Consider the following 21,004-nt stretch of genomic DNA (forward strand, 5'->3'; position numbering starts at 1 on the left):
CCAACCTACTCCTAAGGAGCGATGACCTCGCCATCTTCCTTCACGAACGGTGATCGAAGCGGCGAGGTGATCTCCAGAACAACCTCCGACGGCCGGCACAGCCGGGTTCCACGCTCGGTCACCACAAAGGGTCGGTTGATCAGGATGGGGTGGGCGAGCATCGCGTCCAGAATCTGATCGTCGGTCACCCCGGGATCGCCCAAGCCCAGTTCGGCAAACGGCGTGCCCTTTTCGCGGGCTGCCTGGCGCGGGGTCAAGCCGGCGTCGGCGATCAGCTGGATCAACGTCCTCCGGTCGGGTGGGGTGACCAGGTATTCGATCACCTGGGGCTCGATGCCGACGTGGCGCAGCAACGCCAAGGTATTGCGCGAGGTGCCGCACGCCGGGTTGTGGTAGATCGTCGCGTTCATGGTCAGGCCTGTGTCGAAGAGGCGGAGGCGGCGCCGGAGGCCGCAGCCAGAGCAAGGGCTTCTGCCGCACCCTTGCGCTCGCTGTAGCGGTCCACAAGGTAATCGGCCCGCCCGCGCACCAGGTAGGTGAACTTCACCAGTTCCTCCATGACGTCCACCACCCGATCGTAGAACGGGGAGGGCTTCATCCGGCCGGCCGCGTCGAACTCCTGCCAGGCCTTCGCGACGCTCGATTGGTTGGGGATGGTCACCATGCGCATCCAGCGGCCGAGCACCCGGAGGGTGTTGACCACGTTGAAGGACTGGGAGCCCCCGGATACCTGGAGCACCGCCAGGGTGCGGCCCTGGGTCGGGCGGACGCCACCCTCTTCGAGAGGTAGCCAGTCGATCTGGTTCTTGAACACCCCGGTGATCGTCCCATGCCGTTCAGGGCTGACCCAGACCTGGCCCTCCGACCATAGCGACAGCGCCCGGAGTTCCTGCACTTTCGGATGGTCCGCCGGGACGCTGTCGAGCATGGGCAGCGTGGCCGGGTCGAACACTCGGGTCTCGGCGCCCAGGTGCTGGAGGATGCGCTCGGCTTCCAGGGCCAGTTTGCGACTGAAGGACTGGGGCCGCAGCGAGCCATAAAGAAGGAGGATCCGCGGCGGGTGCCCGGCATCGCCTGCGCCTACCAGATCGGTCTGGACCGGGGCAGGGAGGTCGTGGGTGAGGTGAGGCAGGGAGGGCGCGGCCATGGGGCCTCCGGTTGTGTCATTTCGATAACTCTAGCACTATGGAGATCAACTTTCGAAGCCGCCAACGCCGCATTCATGCTCTTAGCGTTCCTGATCTTCCTGGTCACCTTGGTTCTCGTCGTCTGGCAGCCCCGAGGGTTGGGCATCGGCTGGAGCGCAATGGCCGGCGCCGCCGTGGCGTTGTGCGTGGGCGTTATCCATTGGGCTGATATCCCTGTGGTCTGGCACATCGTCTGGAACGCCACGGCCACCTTCATCGCGGTCATCGTCATCAGCCTGCTGTTGGACGAAGCGGGGTTCTTCGAGTGGGCCGCGCTCCACGTCGCCCGGTGGGGCGGAGGGCGGGGGCGGGTGCTGTTCGCCCTCCTGGTGCTGCTGGGTGCCGCGGTCTCGGCGGTGTTCGCCAACGACGGAGCGGCCCTGATCCTCACCCCGATCGTCATGGCCATGCTGGTAGCCCTGGGCTTCTCGCCTGGCGCCACCCTGGCCTTTGTGATGGCGGCGGGATTCATTGCCGACACCGCCAGCCTGCCCCTGGTGGTGTCCAACCTGGTCAACATCGTGTCGGCGGACTTCTTCCGCATCGGGTTTGGCCGCTATGCGGCAGTGATGGTCCCGGTGGCCCTGGTGTCGGTCGCGTCTTCCCTCGCGGTGCTGCTGGCTTATTTCCGCCGGGCCGTGCCGGTTACGTACCCATGGGATCGCTTGAAGGCGCCGGCGGAAGCGATCCGCGACCGGCCAACCTTCCTCGCCGGATGGTGGGTGCTGGCCGCACTGCTGGTCGGCTTCTTCGGGCTGGAACCGTTGGGGGTGCCGGTCAGCGCGGTTGCCGCCGCCGCAGCAGTGGCGCTGCTGATCGTGGCCGCGCGGGGCCACCAGATTCCGACGATGAAGGTGCTGCGCGGTGCGCCGTGGCAGATCGTGCTCTTTTCCCTGGGCATGTATCTGGTGGTTTACGGGCTGCGCAATGCCGGTCTGACAGGCTACCTGGCAGGCCTGTTCGACCGCTTCGCCGCCCACGGCGTCTGGGGCGCGGCCCTGGGCACGGGACTCACCACGGCCGTGTTGTCCTCCGTCATGAACAACATGCCCACGGTTCTGGTGGGGGCCCTTTCGATCGACGCCAGCCAGGCCACGGGCGCGGTCAAGGAGGCCATGATCTACGCCAACATCATCGGCTGCGACCTGGGGCCGAAGCTCACCCCCATCGGCTCGCTGGCGACCTTGCTCTGGCTCCACGTGCTGGCCCAGAAGGGCGTGCGAATCTCGTGGGGCTACTACTTCAAAGTCGGGGTTACCCTCACGCTCCCCGTTCTGCTGATCACCCTGGTCGCCCTGGCCGTGCGGGTGGCGTGGTGAGCCGGCGTGTGGGAGCAGGTTTGGTAACCTGCGCCGGTATGACGCCCCCCATGACCACCCCCGATGCGATCAAGGCCCTGTCTGCCCTGGCCCAGGAGAGCCGCCTGGCCATCTTCCGTTTGCTGGTGGAGCACGCCCCGGACGGCCTGGCGGTCGGAGCCATTGGCGAAGCCCTGGGCCTGCCCAGCGCCACCCTGTCGTTCCACCTGAAGGAACTGACCCACGCCGGACTGGTCACGAGCCGGCAGGCGGGCCGCTTCATCTATTACACCCCGGTGCTGGATACGGTGACCCACCTGGTGGGCTTCCTCACCGAGAACTGCTGCGCGGCCTCGGGCGGACCGTGTGCCCAGGCGCTCCCCCACGAATCATGAGTGCAACGCCAGACAGCGCCACTCCAGCCGCGAACAGCTTCGCGAACGACAGGTGCTCCCCCAGCAGTGCGGCGGAAAGCAGCAACGCAACCACGGGCGCGGCATAGTTGAAGGTGTTGGCGATCGTCGGGGAGACGTCCGAGTTCACGGCGAGAAACACGGCATAGCCGACCAGCGTGCTGCCGACGACGAGAAAGCCCAGTGACCCCCACGCTGCGGCCGGCAGGTGTATCACGTCCGTTCGACCTGGCTCCCCTGTCGATGCGGCGACGATCACGAGAACCACGGCGGCAGCGGTCAACTGCGCTGTCAGCGCCACGACCGGATCGGCGGGCAGGCGTAGCTGCCGCGCCCACAGCGATCCGCCGGCCCAGCAGGCGGAGGCGAAGAGTGTCAGTGCGGCACCCAATGGTTTGAATCCATCCGCTCCCGAGGTGAACCAGGCCATGAGCACGAGGCCGACGAAGCCCAGCCCGATGCCGCAGGTTTGTCGCCATCCGATGGGTTCGCGCAAGGCGATCCAGGCGAACAGCGCGAGGAACAGGGGTGCCGCCGATCCGAAGACCGACGCGACGCCCGCCGGCAGCATGTGCGTACCGAGGATGGCCGTTGTCTGGCTGCCGACCAGCATCACCACGCCTAGTCCTGCGGCATTGACGCATTCCCGAGTGCGGGTTGGGTGTGCACGCAGGCGCAAAAGTCCCAAGGGCAGGATCGCCACGGCAGCGATGGCGAAACGCATCGTGGCGAGAAGAAGGGGATGGATCGCATCGCCTCCGATCTTGAAGGCGACGAAGTTGGCACCGTTGTAGAACCATTGGTATCCGACCGCGAGAACGACCAGGGTGCGGCTTCGAGCCCAACCGTCGCGGGAGTTCGAATCGCCGCGCCGACTTTCAGAACTATGCTGCATGCAAGCTCTTGTTCCGAAGCCATGTGCGGATCGCCTCGACCAATTCCTGTTTGCACTCCAGTGGCAGCCAATGCGCGCCAGGCAGGTTCGTGATGGTGAGATCCCTGCATGCCGCGCGCATCGGCTCGCCGTAGCGATTGCCATGGATGGTGTTGATCTGGTCGTACTCGCCGTTGACGAAGAGCACGGGCATGCGAAGGCTTCCCCCGTCCGGCGCTCGGCGTGCGTAGGCAATGTTGGCGTCATCGTTCAGATACCATGCGCATGGCGCGCGAAAGCCCCTGGCGCCAAACTGCTGCACCAGTACAGCGAAGTCTTCCGCAGGCCAGAGCGCCGGATCGGGCGTGGTCGGCGGTGCGCGATGCGCGCTGCCGAAGCGTCCGCCCTTACGGGTAACCATGGCATTCGCCGCGGGCTTGCCGACGCTGGCAGGATCGCCACGTCGATAGATCGATGCGAGCGACGACGCTATATCCGCATCGAGGTCTGCAACCGCCGCGTCGAAGTGCGTGTTGTAGTAGCGGTAATAGTCCCACTGCCCATCCGGGTATTGGTCAGCCGGGTAGATCGTCCGGTCGACCAGAGGCACAAGTGTCGGCAGTGCGTTGGCGTCGGGAAAATAGGGGACCGAGATCAGCACGGCGCCGCGAACGCGAGTTGACTCGTGGGCAGCCAGCGAGCCGACTATGACACTCCCCCAGTCATGACCGATCCAGACGGCAGCCTTCCCACCTAGATGGTCATGCAGCTCCACCATGTCTGCGACCACCTGCTCGTTGGTGTAAGCGTCCGTGGCCTCCGGCGCAGACGAGCCGCCGTAGCCGCGCATGTCGGGAGCGACGCAGTGCCAGCCATCCTCGGCGAACGCCCGCATCTGCGCCCGCCAGATCAAGCTCAGTTCCGGCCACCCGTGCAGAAGCATCATGAGCGGCCCGTTGGCCGGGCCGCATTCGACATAGTGCGTGGTGTGGCGTGGGGTGCGGTAGGTCTTCGCTTGAAGCTGTGGTTTGTGCATGGATGCCGGCCATTCTTCGAACGCGATCACCGCATCCTAGGGGCACCGATTGACCTTGGTTAGACCCCTAATCGTGTATAAGGCTTGAAGTTGAACTTACAGGTTAAGGCAGTGGGGCAAAGAGACTCGTTGGACGGCCTGGCTGTATTTGTCGCCGCTGCGGAAGCGGGAAGTTTTTCGGAAGCAGGAAGAAAACTGGGCATTTCGGCGTCGGCAGTCAGCCAAGCGGTGAAGAGTCTGGAAGAACGCCTTGGCGCCACGCTCTTTCGCCGCTCCACACGCAGTCTGAGCCTCACCGATGTGGGTTCGGATTATCTCCGCGCAGTGGCCCCTGCCTTGTCCCAGCTACGCCGCGCCTCGGAAGAAGCCTCGGGTCGAAGCGGCCGACCCGCCGGAACCTTGCGGCTGACGATGCCTCGTGCTCCCTTCGAATTGGTCGTGGCGCCCAAACTGACGGCCTTCCGGCAGGCCTATCCCGCGGTAGAGCTCGAAATCGCGGTCGAGGCGCGGATGGTCGACATCGTAAAAGAGGGCTACGACGCCGGACTGCGCTACGGCAACCACCTCGATCAGGACATGGTGGCTGTGCCGGTATCGCCGGCATCGGAAACGATTCTCGTGGTGTCCCCCACCTACCTCGAGCACCACGCGATGCCGAAGGTTCCAGGCGACCTGTTGAAGCATCACGCGATGGTCTGCCGCAGCCAGGAAACCGGCGTCATCATTCCATGGACCTTGCATCGCGGTAGCAAGGCCGTGAAGGTCACGCCGTCATCCGCCACGATCGTGCACGATCTTGCGTCGCAGATTGCTCTGGCGGTGAAGGGAATGGGCATTGCCTTTGCGCCGGTCGCGCTGGTGTCGGAGCCGTTGGACACAGCGAAGCTGGTACGAATCCTTCCCGTCTGGTCGGGAAGACTGGATACGACGTATTTGTACTTTCCGAGCCGCCGACACCAATCGGCAGCACTGCGCGCGTTCGTCGCATTCATGAGGCAGTGAGCACCGGCTCATGAAAAACGGGCTGCGATATCGCAGCCCGCGTGAATCCCAGCCTGCGAAGGGCGGGTGGTCCTACGACGCCCTGCCGGCCCTTTCCCTGGCCCCACCCGCCCCACACATCTCCCCCAACATATCCGGCCTCAGGATGTGGATGACTTTCCGCGACACCCGCAACACCCCAAGGTCCTCCATCCGCGTGAACAATCTGCTTACGGTTTCGACCACCACACCCAGGTAGTTGGCGATGTCGTAGCGCGACATCGGCAGAATGAGGTGGGTGGTGTCGCGGGCCAGGCGTCCGTAGCGCTCGCTCAGGCTCCGCAGGAAAATGGCCAGCCGCTCCTGCGCCTGCTGGCGGCCCATCGTCACCACGTGTGATTGTTCGGCCACCATTTCGCGGCTGACGATGCGCAGCAACTGCCGTTGCAGGCCCGGAATCTGCGATGTGAGTTCTTCCAGACGGGAGTAGGGCAGTTCGCAGATGCTGCTGCGTTCGAGTGCTTCGGCACTGCTCTGGTGCGTATCGTGGGCCAGGGCATCCACGCCGACGATCTCGCCGGGCAGGTGAAAGCCGAGTACCTGCTGGGCGCCGTCGGCGTCCTGCACCACCGTTTTAAGCGTGCCTGAGCGCACCACATACAGCGCGTGGAACGGATCCCCCTGGCGGAACAGCATGCCGCCGCTTTCCAGCGTGCGCTTGTCGCGCACGCTGGAATCCAGGCGCTCCAACTCGGCCTGGTCGATGCCCGCCGGCAGGCACAGTTCGAGCAGGCCGCAGGCGCGGCAGCTGCGGCGGAGCTGACTCAGGTCGATCGGAGCGGAGGCCTGGGTCATGGCTTAGAACCGGTAGCCGGCGCTGAAGCCGTAGACCATCGGGTCGATATGCGCGTTGCCCACCTTCGTGCCACCCACTTTCACGTCGGTGCGGATGCGGATCCAGCGCACGTCGGCGGTGAGCAGCCAGCGGTCGTTGAGCTTGAAGTCCACGCCGGCGCGTGCGGCCACGCCCCAGCTGTCGTCCAGCTTCACGTGGGCGCCGTCGAGGATGCCCTTGCCCTTGCTGTCGTAGAAATGGGTGTAGTTGATGCCCAGGCCGAGGAACGGCGACACCTGCGAGGTGGGCACGAAGTGGTAGTTCACGCCGACCGTGGGCGGCAACTGCTTGGTGGTCGCGGCCTTCGAGCCGTTCAGGCGCACTTCGTGGCGGAAGGGCAGCGCGCCCAGCACGTCGATACCCCAGTTCGGGGTGAGCAGGTATTCGAGGTCGATGCTCGGGCGGGTGCTGCTGTCGACCTTGGCCTTCATGCCGGCAAGATGACCCGGATTGCTGTCCGGATGCACGGTGGCGCCGCCGAAGCGCAGCACCCATTGGTCGTTGCCGTTGAGGTTTTCGGCGGCAAGGGCGGGAAGGGTGGTGAGAACGGCGGCGCCGAGTGCGAGCCAGGGGAGCAGGGGTTTCATTGTTATGTCCTTGGTGTGGAATGCAGGCGCATTCTGGAAGGCACGGACGGCGGCCAATTGATCTGGATCAGTTCCGCGGCTCTGTTGCGCCGCCTGCGACCTCCTGCCGCAGCGCCCTGCGCCGGGGTGTGCGGCGATCTTGATCAAGGTCAAGTGGCCCGGGCGTCCCCCAGTCGACACTTGCACCCACGTTGCACCGCCCCAGGGCGAGGGCACCGAAGCGCGCCGCATGCCGGCGCGTGCCATTCCACCTAGGGACGTCACGCCATGCATGACATCACCGTCGTCGATCTGTCGCGGCTTCAATTTGCGGCCACGGCGCTTTATCACTTCCTCTTTGTACCGCTCACGCTCGGCATGACCTTCATGCTGGCGGCGATGGAAACCGTCTATGTGGTCACCGGCAAGGTGATCTACCGGCAGATCACCCAGTTCTGGGGGAAGCTGTTCCTCATCAACTTTGCTCTCGGTGTGGCCACCGGCCTCACCATGGAATTCCAGTTCGGTACGAACTGGTCGTTCTACTCAAGTTTCGTCGGAGATATTTTCGGCGCGCCATTGGCCATCGAAGGCCTCATGGCGTTCTTTCTCGAATCGACCTTTGTCGGCCTGATGGTGTTCGGCTGGCATCGGCTCAAGCCCGGCCAGCATCTGGCGGTCACCTACCTGGTGGCGCTGGGCTCTAACCTCTCGGCCCTGTGGATCCTGGTGGCCAACGCCTTCATGCAGGACCCGGTGGGTGCCCACTTCAACCCCACCACCATGCGCATGGAACTGAACGACTTCGCCGCGCTGATCTTCAGCTCCGATGCGCAGGCCAAGTTCGTGCACACCTCCATCGCCGGCTATGTCACCGCGGCGATCTTCGTGGCCGGCGTCAGCGCCTGGTACATGCTGAAGAACCGGCACATGGAGCTGGCGCGCCGCTCGTTCCGCATGTCGGTGCTGTTCGGTGTGCTGTCCACCGCCGGCGTGATCACGCTGGGCGACGCACTGGGCTTTGTCGGTGCCGAAGCGCAGCCGACCAAGCTGGCCGCGATGGAAGGCCTGTGGAAAACCGAAAGCGCGCCCATGCCGTTCAATCTGATGGCGTTCCCGTCGCAGGAAAATCAGACCAACTACGGCGAGGTCAAGGTTCCCTATGTGCTGTCGATCCTGGTCACCCATTCGCTGACGGGCACGGTGCCGGGTGTGGACGTGCTGGAACAGCGCGCGGCGGAGCGTATCCGTGGCGGCATCCCGGCGGTGTCGTCGCTGAAGATGTTGTCGGCCGATCCTAACGACCCGGTGGCCATGAACCAGTTCAATACCCACCAGAAGGACCTCGGTTACGGGTTCCTGGTGAAGCGCTACGCGGACGATGTGACCACGGCCACCGACGAGCAGATCGCCCAGGCGGCCAAGGACTCGATCCCGCACGTGGCCACCATGTTCTGGTCGTTCCGCGTGATGGTGTTGCTGGGTCTGGGCATGCTGGCCTTCTTCGTCCTCGGCCTGATCTACACCCTGCGCAACACGGTGCAGTACAAGCGCACCTTCCTGAAGTTCGCGGTGTGGATGATCCCGGCGCCGTTCCTCGCCTGCGAGGCCGGCTGGCTGGTTGCCGAGATCGGTCGCCAGCCGTGGACGGTGTACGGGCTGTTGCCGACCTGGATGTCCGCTTCCACGCATAGCGTGGGCTACATGGTGTTCTCGCTGATCGGTTTCGTGGCGGTCTACACGGTGTTCATCGTCATCGAGATGTACCTGATGGTGCGCGCGATCCGCAAAGGCCCCGACGACGGCAACGGCGATGCCGAGCTGGACCGCGGCGACCTTTCGTTGCCCGCTTCCCGCAAGACTTTGGCAGAGGCTTAATCATGGATATCTACGCAAGCCTGCAAGTGGTCTGGTGGCTGCTGCTCGGCGTACTGCTGATCGGCCTGGCCGTGATGGTCGGCATGGACATGGGCGTGGGGGCCATCCTGCGCTACATCGGCCGTACCGATCTGGAGCGCCGCGTGGCGCTGAACGTGATCGGCCCGCACTGGGACGGTAACCAGGTGTGGTTCATCCTCGGAGGCGGCGCGATCTTTGCCGCCTTCCCGCTGATCTACGCCACCGCGTTCTCCGGCTTCTACGTGGTGATGCTGTTGCTGCTGTGGACGATGATCATTCGCCCGGTCGGCTTCGAATACCGCAGCAAGATGCCGTCGGCCGGGTGGCGCAATGCCTGGGACTGGGCGCTGTTCGTCAGCGGCTTCGTGCCGATGGTGGTGTTCGGCGCGGCCATCGGTAATCTGTTCCAGGGCGTGCCTTTCCACTTCGACTGGACGCTTACGTCCTTCTACACCGGCAGTTTCCTTGCCTTGCTCAATCCGTTCGCCATCCTGTGCGGCGTGTTGTCGGCCTGCATGTCGGCCGCGATGGGCGGTGTCACGGTCATGGGCGGTGCGCAAGGCGCCATCGCGGAGCGCAGCCGCAAGGTGGCCCGCTTGGGGTGGTCGCTGGCGATCGTGCTGTTCGCCGTCGGGGGCTTCTGGGTGGCGCACATGCAGGGCTATGTGCTGAACCAGTTCCCGGGTGCCGGCGTGGCGCAGACGCCGCTGCAACAGGTGGTGACGCGTGCCGACGGTGCATGGCTCAGCAATTTCCATGCGCACAACGTGCTGTGGCTGCTGCCGGCGGCGGGCTTCCTCGGCATGCTGGGCAGCCTGTTCAGCGCCAGCAGCGAGCGTCCGCTGCTTGCCTGGTGGATGGGTGCGGTGGCCTGGATCGGCGTGATCGGTACGGTGGGATGTGCGCTGTTCCCGTTCCTGCTTCCCTCGGTGAGCAACCCGTCGCAGAGCCTCACCTTGTGGAATTCCGGTTCCAGCCAACTGACACTGGCCTGGATGCTCGGTTTCACCCTGGTCTTCGTGCCGCTGGTGGTCTGGTACACCAGCTGGGCCTTCTACGTGATGCGCGGCAAGGTCGATCCCGACCAGATCGCCAATGACGAACACGCCTACTAAGCGGGGAATTGACGATGAAAACCTTCATACAGTTCTCGATCTTCATGTTGATCGCCGGTCTGGCGATCGTGCTGGCGATCATTCTTGGCGACTGTGGCGCGTGGTACTTCGCCTGGCTGGTCGGCACCGTGATGATCGTGCTGATCGCCGCGGTGGGCGGTGCTTTGCTCGACGCACAGGACGAACGCGCCGCCGCACTGGCCCTCGAGCGGAAAGATGGCAAGCACTGAACAAGGTGCCGCCGCGGACTGGCTGCGCCAACAGGCGCAGCCAGTCCGCAGGCTGCTGCGCAACGCCATCTCGTATGGCGCGGCGCAGTCGGTCCTTGTGTGCGCCATAGCGTGGCTGGTGGCGCAGGTTCTGGCGCAGGCGATCTTCGCGCATGCGGGGCTGGCTGACCTGCGCTGGTCGATCTTGGGCGTCGTCTTGCTGGTCTTGCTGCGTGCCGCGCTGCTCTATCGGCAACGCGCCTGCAGCGATGCCGCCGGTCGGGTGGTAACGCAAAACGTGCAGAGGGGTTTGCGGGAGCGCCTGCGTCAGCTGGGGCCGAGGTGGTCCGCGGGGCAGTTCGCGGGCGATCTGGTCACCCGGCTGGTCGATGGCGTGGATACGCTGGCCCCGTATTACGCTGGTTACCTTCCGCAGGCGGCACTGGCCGGTCTGATCCCGGCCGTGGTGCTGCTGGCGGTAGGCTTGCGCGAGCCGTGGTCGGCGCTGGTGCTGCTCCTGTGCGCGCCGTTGCTGCCGGTGTTCCTGATCCTGGCCGGACGCGCCGCCGCCGAGGCCAGCACACGCCGCTGGCTGCGCCTGCGCCGGCTGGGTGCACGCTTCATGGATGCGGTGTCGGGCTTGAGTACCCTGCGGCTTTATCGTGCCGCCGAGCGCGAACACGAGCGCGTGCTGGCGGCTGGCGAAGCGTATCGGAAGGACACCATGGCGGTGTTGCGGGTGGCCTTCCTTTCTGCGCTGGTCATGGAATTCTTTGCCACGTGCAGCATTGCCATCGTGGCGGTGATGGTGGGCTTCCGACTGATGTCCGGCCACCTGGGTTTTGCGCAAGGCATGTTCGCGTTGTTGCTTGCGCCGGAGTTTTTCCTGCCGTTGCGCGCCATGGGCACCCAGCGGCATGCGCGGATGGAGGCCGTGGCGGCCGCCGAGGGCCTGGTCGAGATCCTGGCGGTGCCGGTTGCGGCGCCCTTGGTTGCAACGCCTGCCGTCACGCTGAAAACGGCGGCTCCCGGCCTCGTGCTGCGCGGCGTGCATGCCAGCCAGGGTGAGAGCGGGGAGGTGTTGCGCGGTATCGACCTGGCCGTGCCGGCGGGGAGTCGTCTGACCCTGGTCGGCCCGAGCGGCGGCGGCAAATCCAGTCTGCTCGCCGCGGTGATGGGGCTGCTGCCCTTGGAAAGCGGGGATATAGAGATCGACGGCCATGCCTTGCAGGCCGCCGGCTTGTCGACGTGGCGCGCGCAGATCACTTGGCTTCCGCAGCGCCCGCATGTGTTCAACGGCAGCCTGCGCGACAACCTGCTGCTGGCCCGTCCGGACGCGGACGAGGTGAGCATCGCGCGCGTATTGCGCATGGCATCGCTGGATCAGGTGGTGGCGAAACTTCCGCTAGGCCTGGATACGCCGCTGGGGGAGCGCGGCCTCGGCTTGTCCGGCGGCGAGCTGCAACGGCTGGCGATCGCCCGTATGTGCCTGCGCGATGCACCGGTGTTGCTGTGGGACGAACCTACCCAGCATCTGGACACCGCCACGGCCACGCAGATCGAGCATCAACTGGATCAGTTCGCCCGTGGCCGCACCGTGCTGCGGGTGGCCCATCGCGTGCGGGATCTGGGCCCACAGGAAGCGGTGGCCGTGCTGGTCGGAGGAAAGATCGTGGAGCAGGGCACGGTGGCGCAGCTGCGTCAGCCGGGCACCGCCTTCGCCGCACTGCTGCAAGAGGATCTGCGCGCATGAACTGGCAGCGTCGTCTGTACGAACTGATGCAACCGCAGCGTGGGCGCATGCTAGCCGCGCTCGGTTTGAGTCTGCTGGCGAGCACGGCGGGTATCGGCCTGATGGCGGTGTCCGGCCATTTCATCGCCAGCATGGCCCTGGTGGGCGCGGGTGCCGCGGCCATCAATTACTACACCCCGGCGGCCTTGGTGCGCCTGTTCGCGATCCTGCGCACAGGTGGCCGTTACGCGGAACGCCTCTGTGGCCACGATGCCACACTGTCGATCCTTGCGCGTCTGCGCGGCTGGTTGTTCGGCCGGTTGATCCCGTTGGCTCCGGCGGCGCTCGCGCAGCAGCGCGGCGCGCAACTGCTGTCGCGCCTGCGGGCCGATATCGACACGCTGGAACAGTCGTACCTGGGCCTGTGGCTGCCCAGCGCCGTGGCGGCTTGCAGCGCCCTGGTCGTGCTCATCGTTGCCGCCTGCTGGTCGGGCTGGTTTGCATTGCTTTTGCTGCCGTTGCTGCTGTTTGCCGGCGCCTGGCTGCCGTGGCGCTTGCAGGCCGTCCACGCGGACGACGCGGCGCAGATCGACCGCGATGCCGAGGCCTTGCGCGCGGCCTGGGCCGACGCTTTGGCGGGCCGTGCGGAACTGACGATGTGGGGCGCGGAAGACGCGTTCGATGCACGGATGGAGGAACTCACCGCGCAGCGGGAAGCGGCGCGCGCGCGTACGCAACGTGGGCTCGCTCGCGCGGATGCCATGCTGGCGGCATGCAGCGGCATCGCCTTGAGCCTCGCCTTGCTGATCGGCGTGCTCGCCATGCAACAGCGCCATCTCGACGGTCCGGGGCTTGCGTTGCTGGCGATGCTCGCCATGGCGGCCTTCGAACCGCTGCTGCCATTGCCGCTGGCATGGTCGCGGCTGGCGGCGATCAAGGCGGCTGCGCAGCGGGTGTTCGAGCTGGCCGACCGCACGCCGGCGGTGCTCGATCCGGCGGCTCCGGCGCCCATGCCGCAAGCCAGCGACCTGCATCTGCGCGAGGTGTGGATGCGCCATGCGCAGCATGGCGAATGGGCGCTGCGCGGGCTCAACCTGGATCTGGCGGCCGGCACGCACCTGGCCCTCGTCGGTGCATCGGGCGCGGGCAAGAGCAGCCTCGCGCAGCTGTTGGGGCGCCTGTATCCCTATCAGGGCAGCGTGACGCTGGGCGGCATGGCCCTGGATCAACTGTGTGCCGACGACGTTCGGGAACGACTCGCCATCGTCGAGCAGACGCCTTACCTGTTCGATGCAAGCCTGCGCGACAACCTGCGCATCGCGGCGCCGAATGCGGAAGACACCACGTTGCGGCGGGTCCTCGCCGTCGCGCAACTGGACGAATTCCTGCGCGAGCTGCCGAACGGCCTGGATACCTGGGTCGGTGCGAACGGCGTGAACCTGTCCGGCGGCGAAGCGCGCCGGCTGGCGATCGCCCGGGCGTTGCTGGTCGATGCGCCGGTGTTGGTGCTGGACGAACCCAGCGAAGGCCTCGATGCGCTTACCACCGTCGCACTGTACAAGGCGCTGGCTGTGGAAACACAGGACCGCAGCGTGCTGCTGATCACCCATCGTCTCGGCGGTATCGCGGCGCTGGTGGACGAAGTGGCGGTGATCGAGCAGGGGCGTATCGTGACACGGCGGGCCGTGGAGGGATTTGCGGCGCAAACGACGGACAACCTGCGCGACGCCGGATGATGCGCGCGAATTGACCGGCATCAAGAACCGTACGCACCGTGCAGGCGATAGTCTCGCCATGCCCAGACCACACACCATGCCCGAGTTCGACGCCGACCTGATCGCCCGCTACGACGGCCGGGGGCCGCGTTACACGAGCTACCCCAGCGCCCTCCAGTTCCACGAAGGCTTCGGCGAAACCCAGCTGCGTGAAGCGATTGCCGCGTCCAACCATGACCCGGTGCCCACGCCGCTGTCGTTGTACATCCACGTGCCGTTCTGCGAGAGCCCCTGCTTCTACTGCGGCTGCAATCGTGTCATCACGCGCGACGCCAGCAGAGGCGAGGCATACGTGCGTTTGCTCGATCATGAAATAGCCATGCTGGGTGCATTGGTCGATTCCGATCGTGTCGTGCGCCAGCTGCACCTGGGTGGGGGCACACCGAACTTCCTCAGCCTCGGTGCGATGAGCCAGTTGAATGCGTCGATCCATCGGCACTTCACGCCGGCACCGCTAGAGCAGCGCGAATGGGGTATCGAGATCGACCCGCGGCACGCCAGCGAAGACTACGTGCGCGGTCTCGGGCGGCTGGGCTTCAACCGCATGTCCGTCGGCATCCAGGATTTCGACCCAGCGGTGCAGGAGGCGGTCAACCGGCAACAGTCCGTCGAGCAGACACGGGTGGCGATCGACACCGCCCGGCGTGTCGGTTACCGCTCGATCAGCGTGGACCTGATCTATGGGCTGCCCCGCCAGAGCATGGACGGCTTCAGCCGCACGCTGGACAAGGTGATCGAACTGAAGCCGGATCGCGTGGCCGTCTACGGCTATGCGCACCTGCCCAAGATGTTCAAGGCGCAGCGTCGGATCGACGCCGAAGCGCTGCCGTCGCCGTCACAGCGTCTGGCCCTGTTCGGCATGGCCTTGCAGCGGCTCACCGACGCTGGTTACGTCTATATCGGCATGGATCACTTCGCGCTGCCGGACGACGACCTGGTGCGCGCGCAGCGGGCGGGAAGCCTGCAGCGCAACTTCCAGGGGTATTCCACCTGTGGCGATTGCGACATCATCGGCTTCGGCCCCAGCGCGATCAGCCGCATCGGCGATACCTACAGCCAGAATCACCGGGATCTTCCGACTTATACGTCGGCGGTTACACAGGGCCTCTTGCCCGTGGCACGCGGGCTGCGCCTGAACGAGGACGATCAGCTGCGCCGCGAAGCCATCGGCGAGCTGATGTGCCATGGCACGTTGGACATGGACACCTTCGCGCAGCGCCATCGCATCCACTTCGCCAGCTATTTCCACGATGCGCTGGAGCAACTGCGGACGCTGGCGGACGACGGCCTGGTGTCGATGACGGACGAACGCATCGACGTGAGCGCCAAGGGGCGCCTGCTGCTGCGGAATATCGCCATGAGCTTCGATGCGTATGCGCCAGCCGTGAGCAGCAGTTCGCGGTTGATCTGACGGGGCGTGTCATTCAAAGCACGGTCGCGACGTCGCCCGGTCGAAGGGAGATTTCCTTCTCCCACGTGCCGGCCTTCACCCGCGTCCGCTCGCCGCCCACGCTCCGCACCGTCACCGAGGTGACCTTGCCGCGCTTCCAGGCCATGTCCACCCGGAAGCCGCCGCGCGCGCCGACGCCCGTCACGCTGCCCGATGCCGCCCAGGCTTCGGGCAGCGCCGGCAGCAGCACGATCAGCCCGGGCCGCGACATGATCAGCATTTCCAGCATGGCGGTCGGCGTGCCGAAGTTCGCGTCGATCTGGAAGGCGTCGTTGCCGTCGTCCAGCTGGTACATATCGAAAAGGTTCTGCGCCGTGCCGTTGCTTCGGTTCTTCGACGGCGACAGATTGGTGAGGATGAGCCGGTAGGCCTTCGCGGCATCCCCCAGCCGCGCCCAGCACATCGCGCGCCAGGCGCAGGCCCAGCCGTACCCGCCGGTGCCTCGTGCTTCCAGCAGCCGGGTGACGCCTTCGATCAGCGCGGACGGACTGTCGCCGACCCTGATCCGGTCGCCCGGGAAGAATCCCACCAGCGGGGACAGGTGCCGATGTTCCTTCTCACCCAGGTTCTCCGGCGTCATCCATTCTTCCAGCCAGCCCGAGGTGCTGCTGACCTGGGGCAGGTAGAGCCGCGCCTGCAGTTCCCCGATCTTCGCGGCGTAACCGGTATCCCTGCCAAGTAGCGAGCTGGCCTGTCGGTAGTTCTCGAACAGGTCCCACACCAGTTCCTGCGCATAGGTGATGCCTTTGACGTCGAGCGGGCCTTGCTCGGGGGACCAGTCGGCGTCGTCAACAAGCACGTCGCGCATCTGGCCGGTGGATGGGTCTTTCACGCTCATCGTCAGCAGGCGGCTTTCCCAGAACTCAGCTGCGCCCTTCAAGAGCGGATAGATGCGGGCCAGGTACGCCTTGCTCGGGTTGTACTGGTAGTGCTGCCACAGGTTGTTGCACAGCCACGCGTTACCGGCGGGGTGCCAGCGCCAGCCGCCGGCGCCGTAGATATTGGTGGAGATGCCCATGGTCCAGCCGGCGATCTTGCCCGAACTGTTACGGAACACATTGCGCGGATCGTTGAAGTGCTTAAGGGTGACGTCGGTCCAATCGCCCAACTGGCTGAGGCAGTAGTCGGTGAACGGCTCGAAGCACGAGGGCAACCCGGCGCGGTCGGGCAGCCAGTAGTTCATCTGGATATTGATGTCGCTGTGATAGTCGGCCATCCACGGCAACACGTTGCTGTCGAGCCACAGGCCTTGCAACCCGGTGGGCAGGCTGTCGCGGGAACCGGCGATCGTCAGGTAGCGGCCGCATTGCAGATAGGTCGCCTCGAACTCCGGGTCGGCAGGCGAATCGGGCGCGGCGCGGGCTTGGAGGCGTGCCCACGTGTCCATGGCCCGCTGCGCCTTGGACGAGGTGCCGAAGTCCACGCGCATCGCGTCGAACAGCGCGCGGTAGTCCGCCACGTGGGTGTTCAGCAGTACTTCCGGGGATACCCGGGCGGCAGCCTCGGATTTCCGGATCCCCAGGGCCAGGGGAGCGACCGATGGATCCATGTAGCCTTTGGTTGCATCCGGCGTGTAATTGGTGCCGCCGCAGACGATCACTGTGAGCGAGTCGCAGTGTGCGAACCGGAGGCCTCGTCCATCCGCCGTGATGCTGCCGGAACCGGCGACGGCCATGACGTTCGTCGCGTACTTCAGGCCGTTCTCCAGCGCTCCTTCGAATCGGGTAGCCGCTGCGGGGGTGGCCCAGTGCATCGTTTCGGCCCGTGCCGTGTCGCCGTGCATACCTTGCAGTTTTACCGAACCGCTGAAGCCGCCGCCGCCCGCCTGCGACAGCTGGATGGCGATCGCGTCGTCTGGGTGGCTGGCGAAAATGTTCCATGTGTAAGCAACGCCGTCCTTTCGATAGGAGACGCGCATGTAGCCCTGATCGAGATTCAACTCGCGGCGGTAGTCGGAGACGTGCGCCGCTTCGTGTCCTTCCACCGAAAGGTACACCTTGGCCAGCATCACCAGGCTTCCGAAATGCTCCGTGGAATAGTCGAACTGGCCGTCGGTACCGAGCACCACGTCACGCTTTCCGAGCCACATCGACGCGTCGGTGATGTACAGGCAGGTGGCGGCCGGATCGCCGCCGACCAGCGCGCCCATGCGGCCATTGCCCACCGGCAGGCCTTCGCGCAGCAGGTTCGACTCCCGGGCAGCACTGCCATACCAGAGGGTGTGCCTCGCGGGCCCCGCGGGCATGAGGCTCGCAGGACGCCGAACGGGTTTGCCTTCGAGAAAACGGGGGAGGGCAAGCCATGGCAGCGCTGTCACGAGGGCCCCCGTGAGCTGCAGGAACCTGCGCCGATCTGTCGGCCCCATGAGCGATTCGTTCAAGACGTTCTGCCGATCTTCGTCGTTCGCCATTGGCGTTTCGAAGTCCCGTTGCGCCCATTTGTTGGACAAATGAATCTAAAGGGGGCGGAGTTCCCTTGTCATGCTGCGCCGCAGCTTGTGGCGGCGATAAACCTAGGCAACGATGAATAAGTAGGACAAATTGCGGTCGCTGCAAACCGCTCTGTCAAGGTGTCGAGGTGACGGGGAACAACGAGGCTTTGTGGTGCCGTCTTGGGGATCGGCACTCGTGAGCTTCGTGCGGCAAGCCGTGTGTGTGCTCAATGGGGTGTTCCACAAAAACGTTGGGGAGAAAGCCGTGCAGCTGAAGAAATTGGTTGTGGCAATGGGTGTTGCGTGGATGGTGGGGTACGGGGCACCGGGCGTTGCGCAGACGGCGCCGGATGCACCGGCTTCGGGAACACAGTCCAGCACGCCGCCTAAAGGGGCCACGCCGGCCAAGCCGGGCGCCACCGATAAAGACGAAAAGAAGGTAACGGAGCTCGGCGCGGTGGCAGTCACGGGCCAGCTGGCGGCGCTCCAGCGCGCGCAGGCGATCAAGCAGGATTCCGTCAACGTCGTCGATTCCATCTCTGCCGAGGAGACCGGCAAGTTCCCCGATCCGAACGTAGCCGACGCGCTCCAGCGCGTGCCGGGCGTGTCGGTGAACCGCAGTGGCGGCGAGTCCAGCCAGATCGCCGTGCGCGGCTTTGGCCCCGAATTCGTGGCGGTCACGATCAACGGCCGGCCCATGGCGACCGCCTCCGGCTCGCGTGCCTTCAACTTCGACGTGCTCCCATCGGAAATCATCAGCGTCGCGCAGGTCAACAAGACATCGTCGGCCGATATTACCGAGGTGGACATCGGCGGCGTAGTGGACATTCAGACGGCGCGCCCGCTGGACTTCAGCGGCTACCACGGCGCGTGGAGCGCGGCGGGCGTCAACAGCAACCTGACCGGCGACTGGAAAGGCAAGACCACGCCGAAGGCCTCGGGCCTGTTCGGCTGGACGAATTCGGATCACACCTTCGGCTTCATGGGCTCCGCCTGGTATTACAAGCGCAAGGACACCCAGCTCAATACCCAGGCCAACTCCTGGTATGCCGACCAGAACATCTCGCAGCTTTCCAACCTCAGCAATCCGAACTACACGAACGTCGCGGTGCCGGAAACCCTGGCGAGCAACGTGCTGGACGAGACGCGCGTCCGCAAGGGTGTCAGCGGCGCCATCGACTGGAAGCCGATCGACCGCCTGACGGTACAGTTCGACACGTTGTATTCGAGCTACAAGGTCGACCCGTTCATCCATTATTTCGGCGAGTACGGCAACACCGGCGACATCCAGTCGCTGACGACCGACCCGAACGGCACGGTGCTCAACTTTGTGCGCAATGGCTCGGGTCCGAACGTCATGGCGAACGACTATGTGATGTCGTATACGCCCAGCTACGAGAAGAGCTACCAGAACGGCCTGAACCTCGGCTTCGACATCGACCAGTCGACCAAGCTGAGTCTCGACGTGTCCAGCTCGAAGGCCTGGAACAAGGAGAGCCCCAACGGCTACTTCCTGGTGGTGGGTGCGAAGAACTTCGGTACCAATCCCACCTGGACCAATGGTGGCGACAGCCAGCCGCCCAGCTACTCGAATATCCTGTCGCCCACCGATACCAATACGCTCAGGGCTCACTGTTGCAATGCCGGTTCCGGCAACAACGTGACCAACAAGATCGACAACTACCAGATCAAGCTGGACAAGGCCTTCAACGACGGGGTGCTCTCGCGGTTGGTGGCCGGCGTGCAGTACACGAAAGAGTGGGTGAAGTCGGTAAGCTGGGGCACGCCGAACAGCATCCTCTGCAATGCCTACTGCGGCTACTCGGTCGACGTGCCGGCGGACGCCATCGGCGCGTACATCTATAAGGCGCCGCCGAAGATCCACGGCGTTTCCTCGCCGGGTATGCCCTCGGAATTTATCCAGTACGATCCGCGCGCATACCTGAGCTGGCTGGCGTCGCCCGCGGCATACAACCAACTGACGCCCGAGAAGCGCGATGCGCTCCTGGCGGGCCTCGCGGCCAACGGGGGTACCTTTGACGCGATACCGAACCCGGGTAGCTACAACAACGTCGCGGAGAAGGAAAAATCGGTCTTCGCGAAGGCGGTGTTCGAAGGCACGATGTGGGACAAGCCCTGGGCCCTCGACGTGGGTGCGCGGTACCTGCACGTGGCCTCGACGTCCACGGCAGTCAACCAGCCGCCGATCGCTTATCGCATCGACCCGAACGACACCAGCAATGGCCAGGTGACCTACGGCCCGCTGGAGCCGCAGTCCGCCGATGGCGGTTACCACAAGTGGCTGCCGTCGCTGAACTTCAAGTGGAACCTGCTGGATAACCTGGTCTACCGGTTCTCGTGGTCCAAGACCCTGACGCCGCCGGCGCTGAGCAACCTGTACTACAACACGAGCTTCGGCACCCGCCCGAATTCGCTCACCATTTCCCGGGGTAATCCGCAGCTTCAGCCGTACAGCTCACGCAATTACGACATGGGCCTGGAGTGGTACATCGATGACGCCAGCTATGTCGCGCTGGAAGGGTTCTACAAGAAGGTCAGCAACTTCAGCACCCTGGTGAGCACCCCGGTGCCGTTCCTCACCAACGAGAACACGGGCCAGCCGTTCATCTGGTCGCTGACCCAGCCCATCAACCTGAACTCGTCGAACATCTATGGCGCGGAAGCCACGGTGAACTACCAGTTCAAGAACCTGCTGCCGGACCCGTTCGACGGCCTGGGCGTGGCGTTGAACTACACCCGGGTGAAGAGCAGCACGAACCTGAGTCCGGGTCTCATTGCGGCGTCGGGCAAGTTCGCGGTGCCGGGCATCGGCGATTCCGCCAACGCCAGCGTCTACTACGAGAAGGGTCCGGTGCAGGTGCGTGTTGCGTACAACTGGCGCGGCAAGTATCTGGAAAGCCTCTCGTACGGTGCGGGTGCCCAGCCGGCCACGCGTAGCGACTACGGCCAGGTGGACCTGAGCGCCAGCTACGCGCTGGACAAGCACTTGTCGATCTTCGTGTCGGGTACCAACCTGACCCACGAACACCTGTACGACTACTCCGTGTACCGCAACCGCTTCCTCTACGCCGAAGCGGACGGCACGGTCTATACCGTGGGCCTGCGGGGGACGTTCTGATGAC

General features: G+C 65.0%; 17 protein-coding genes. 10 read left to right on the top strand and 7 right to left on the bottom strand.

The features are described 5' to 3' along the window. Window positions 1–11: 11 nt before the first annotated feature. Window positions 12–410 (bottom strand): arsenate reductase (glutaredoxin), encoded by a 399-nt coding sequence (gene arsC / locus FHS47_RS05725; protein WP_167024156.1) that lies wholly within the window; start codon window positions 408–410, stop codon window positions 12–14. Between the two features lie 2 nt (window positions 411–412). Further along, window positions 413–1,147 (bottom strand): arsenical resistance protein ArsH, encoded by a 735-nt coding sequence (gene arsH / locus FHS47_RS05730; RefSeq protein WP_167024159.1) that lies wholly within the window; start codon window positions 1,145–1,147, stop codon window positions 413–415. A gap of 75 nt (window positions 1,148–1,222) precedes the next feature. Between arsH and FHS47_RS05735 the strand changes: the two genes are divergently transcribed. Together FHS47_RS05735 and FHS47_RS05740 are read left to right on the top strand one after the other, a co-directional pair. Continuing rightward, window positions 1,223–2,506 (top strand): arsenic transporter, encoded by a 1,284-nt coding sequence (locus tag FHS47_RS05735; protein WP_167024162.1) that lies wholly within the window; start codon window positions 1,223–1,225, stop codon window positions 2,504–2,506. A gap of 50 nt (window positions 2,507–2,556) precedes the next feature. After that, window positions 2,557–2,880: a metalloregulator ArsR/SmtB family transcription factor gene (locus FHS47_RS05740; protein WP_167027690.1), complete on the top strand. Its 324-nt coding sequence runs from the start codon at window positions 2,557–2,559 to the stop codon at window positions 2,878–2,880. Here FHS47_RS05740 and FHS47_RS05745 read toward each other — a convergent pair. Next, a complete protein-coding gene (locus FHS47_RS05745; protein ID WP_167024165.1) occupies window positions 2,816–3,793 on the bottom strand; it encodes an EamA family transporter in 978 nt (325 codons plus the stop codon). The genes FHS47_RS05740 and FHS47_RS05745 overlap by 65 nt on opposite strands. Beyond that, window positions 3,783–4,808, bottom strand: coding sequence for an alpha/beta hydrolase (locus tag FHS47_RS05750; RefSeq protein ID WP_167024168.1), 1,026 nt, complete (start codon window positions 4,806–4,808; stop codon window positions 3,783–3,785). The genes FHS47_RS05745 and FHS47_RS05750 overlap by 11 nt, the downstream gene beginning before the upstream one ends. A 324-nt stretch (window positions 4,809–5,132) precedes the next feature. Here FHS47_RS05750 and FHS47_RS05755 point away from each other — a divergent pair, with 324 nt between their 5' ends. Next, window positions 5,133–5,810, top strand: coding sequence for a LysR substrate-binding domain-containing protein (locus FHS47_RS05755; protein WP_343203521.1), 678 nt, complete (start codon window positions 5,133–5,135; stop codon window positions 5,808–5,810). A gap of 72 nt (window positions 5,811–5,882) precedes the next feature. Here the strand turns inward: FHS47_RS05755 and FHS47_RS05760 are convergent, their stop codons facing one another. Together FHS47_RS05760 and FHS47_RS05765 are read right to left on the bottom strand one after the other, a co-directional pair. Next, on the bottom strand, window positions 5,883–6,644 hold the full coding sequence (locus FHS47_RS05760; RefSeq protein WP_167024174.1) for a cyclic nucleotide-binding domain-containing protein: 762 nt from the start codon (window positions 6,642–6,644) through the stop codon (window positions 5,883–5,885). A gap of 3 nt (window positions 6,645–6,647) precedes the next feature. Then, entirely contained in the window at window positions 6,648–7,271 is a 624-nt protein-coding gene (locus FHS47_RS05765; protein ID WP_167024177.1) for an OmpW family outer membrane protein, read from the bottom strand. A 267-nt stretch (window positions 7,272–7,538) separates the two neighbouring features. Between FHS47_RS05765 and FHS47_RS05770 the strand changes: the two genes are divergently transcribed. Genes FHS47_RS05770 through hemN form a run of 6 tightly spaced genes read left to right on the top strand, consistent with a single transcriptional unit; the run spans window position 7,539 to window position 15,391 of the window. Further along, entirely contained in the window at window positions 7,539–9,128 is a 1,590-nt protein-coding gene (locus FHS47_RS05770; RefSeq protein ID WP_167024180.1) for a cytochrome ubiquinol oxidase subunit I, read from the top strand. 2 nt (window positions 9,129–9,130) lie between these two features. Continuing rightward, entirely contained in the window at window positions 9,131–10,264 is a 1,134-nt protein-coding gene (cydB, locus tag FHS47_RS05775; RefSeq protein ID WP_167024183.1) for a cytochrome d ubiquinol oxidase subunit II, read from the top strand. Window positions 10,265–10,278: 14 nt separating this feature from the next. Next, on the top strand, window positions 10,279–10,494 hold the full coding sequence (locus FHS47_RS05780) for a hypothetical protein (RefSeq protein ID WP_167024186.1): 216 nt from the start codon (window positions 10,279–10,281) through the stop codon (window positions 10,492–10,494). After that, window positions 10,481–12,226 (top strand): thiol reductant ABC exporter subunit CydD, encoded by a 1,746-nt coding sequence (gene cydD, locus FHS47_RS05785; RefSeq protein ID WP_167024189.1) that lies wholly within the window; start codon window positions 10,481–10,483, stop codon window positions 12,224–12,226. Before FHS47_RS05780 ends, cydD begins: the two co-directional genes overlap by 14 nt. Then, complete coding sequence (cydC, locus tag FHS47_RS05790; protein WP_167024192.1) at window positions 12,223–13,941, top strand: thiol reductant ABC exporter subunit CydC; 1,719 nt, start codon at window positions 12,223–12,225, stop codon at window positions 13,939–13,941. The genes cydD and cydC overlap by 4 nt, the downstream gene beginning before the upstream one ends. A gap of 58 nt (window positions 13,942–13,999) precedes the next feature. Next, window positions 14,000–15,391 carry an oxygen-independent coproporphyrinogen III oxidase gene (hemN, locus tag FHS47_RS05795; protein WP_167024195.1) on the top strand — a complete coding sequence of 464 codons (1,392 nt, stop codon included), beginning with the start codon at window positions 14,000–14,002 and terminating at the stop codon, window positions 15,389–15,391. 13 nt (window positions 15,392–15,404) lie between these two features. Here the strand turns inward: hemN and FHS47_RS05800 are convergent, their stop codons facing one another. Next, window positions 15,405–17,840 (bottom strand): glycoside hydrolase N-terminal domain-containing protein, encoded by a 2,436-nt coding sequence (locus tag FHS47_RS05800; protein ID WP_208381808.1) that lies wholly within the window; start codon window positions 17,838–17,840, stop codon window positions 15,405–15,407. 286 nt (window positions 17,841–18,126) lie between these two features. On the opposite strand from FHS47_RS05800, the gene FHS47_RS05805 reads away from it, so the two are divergent. Further along, window positions 18,127–21,000, top strand: a complete 2,874-nt coding sequence (locus FHS47_RS05805) for a TonB-dependent receptor (RefSeq protein WP_167024197.1) — start codon at window positions 18,127–18,129, stop codon at window positions 20,998–21,000. The last annotated feature ends 4 nt before the right edge of the window (window positions 21,001–21,004 follow it).

Source organism: Luteibacter sp. SG786, assembly GCF_011759605.1.
GTDB lineage: Bacteria > Pseudomonadota > Gammaproteobacteria > Xanthomonadales > Rhodanobacteraceae > Luteibacter.

Coding starts and splice junctions, on each gene's coding strand:
- FHS47_RS05765 (WP_167024177.1), bottom strand. CDS start 7,271: ATGAAACCCCTGCTCCCCTGGCTCGCACTCGGCGCCGCCGTTCTCACC.
- FHS47_RS05800 (WP_208381808.1), bottom strand. CDS start 17,840: ATGGCGAACGACGAAGATCGGCAGAACGTCTTGAACGAATCGCTCATG.
- FHS47_RS05760 (WP_167024174.1), bottom strand. CDS start 6,644: ATGACCCAGGCCTCCGCTCCGATCGACCTGAGTCAGCTCCGCCGCAGC.
- FHS47_RS05780 (WP_167024186.1), top strand. CDS start 10,279: ATGAAAACCTTCATACAGTTCTCGATCTTCATGTTGATCGCCGGTCTG.
- FHS47_RS05750 (WP_167024168.1), bottom strand. CDS start 4,808: ATGCACAAACCACAGCTTCAAGCGAAGACCTACCGCACCCCACGCCAC.
- hemN (WP_167024195.1), top strand. CDS start 14,000: ATGCCCAGACCACACACCATGCCCGAGTTCGACGCCGACCTGATCGCC.
- FHS47_RS05745 (WP_167024165.1), bottom strand. CDS start 3,793: ATGCAGCATAGTTCTGAAAGTCGGCGCGGCGATTCGAACTCCCGCGAC.
- cydD (WP_167024189.1), top strand. CDS start 10,481: ATGGCAAGCACTGAACAAGGTGCCGCCGCGGACTGGCTGCGCCAACAG.
- arsH (WP_167024159.1), bottom strand. CDS start 1,147: ATGGCCGCGCCCTCCCTGCCTCACCTCACCCACGACCTCCCTGCCCCG.
- FHS47_RS05735 (WP_167024162.1), top strand. CDS start 1,223: ATGCTCTTAGCGTTCCTGATCTTCCTGGTCACCTTGGTTCTCGTCGTC.
- FHS47_RS05770 (WP_167024180.1), top strand. CDS start 7,539: ATGCATGACATCACCGTCGTCGATCTGTCGCGGCTTCAATTTGCGGCC.
- arsC (WP_167024156.1), bottom strand. CDS start 410: ATGAACGCGACGATCTACCACAACCCGGCGTGCGGCACCTCGCGCAAT.
- cydB (WP_167024183.1), top strand. CDS start 9,131: ATGGATATCTACGCAAGCCTGCAAGTGGTCTGGTGGCTGCTGCTCGGC.
- FHS47_RS05740 (WP_167027690.1), top strand. CDS start 2,557: ATGACCACCCCCGATGCGATCAAGGCCCTGTCTGCCCTGGCCCAGGAG.
- cydC (WP_167024192.1), top strand. CDS start 12,223: ATGAACTGGCAGCGTCGTCTGTACGAACTGATGCAACCGCAGCGTGGG.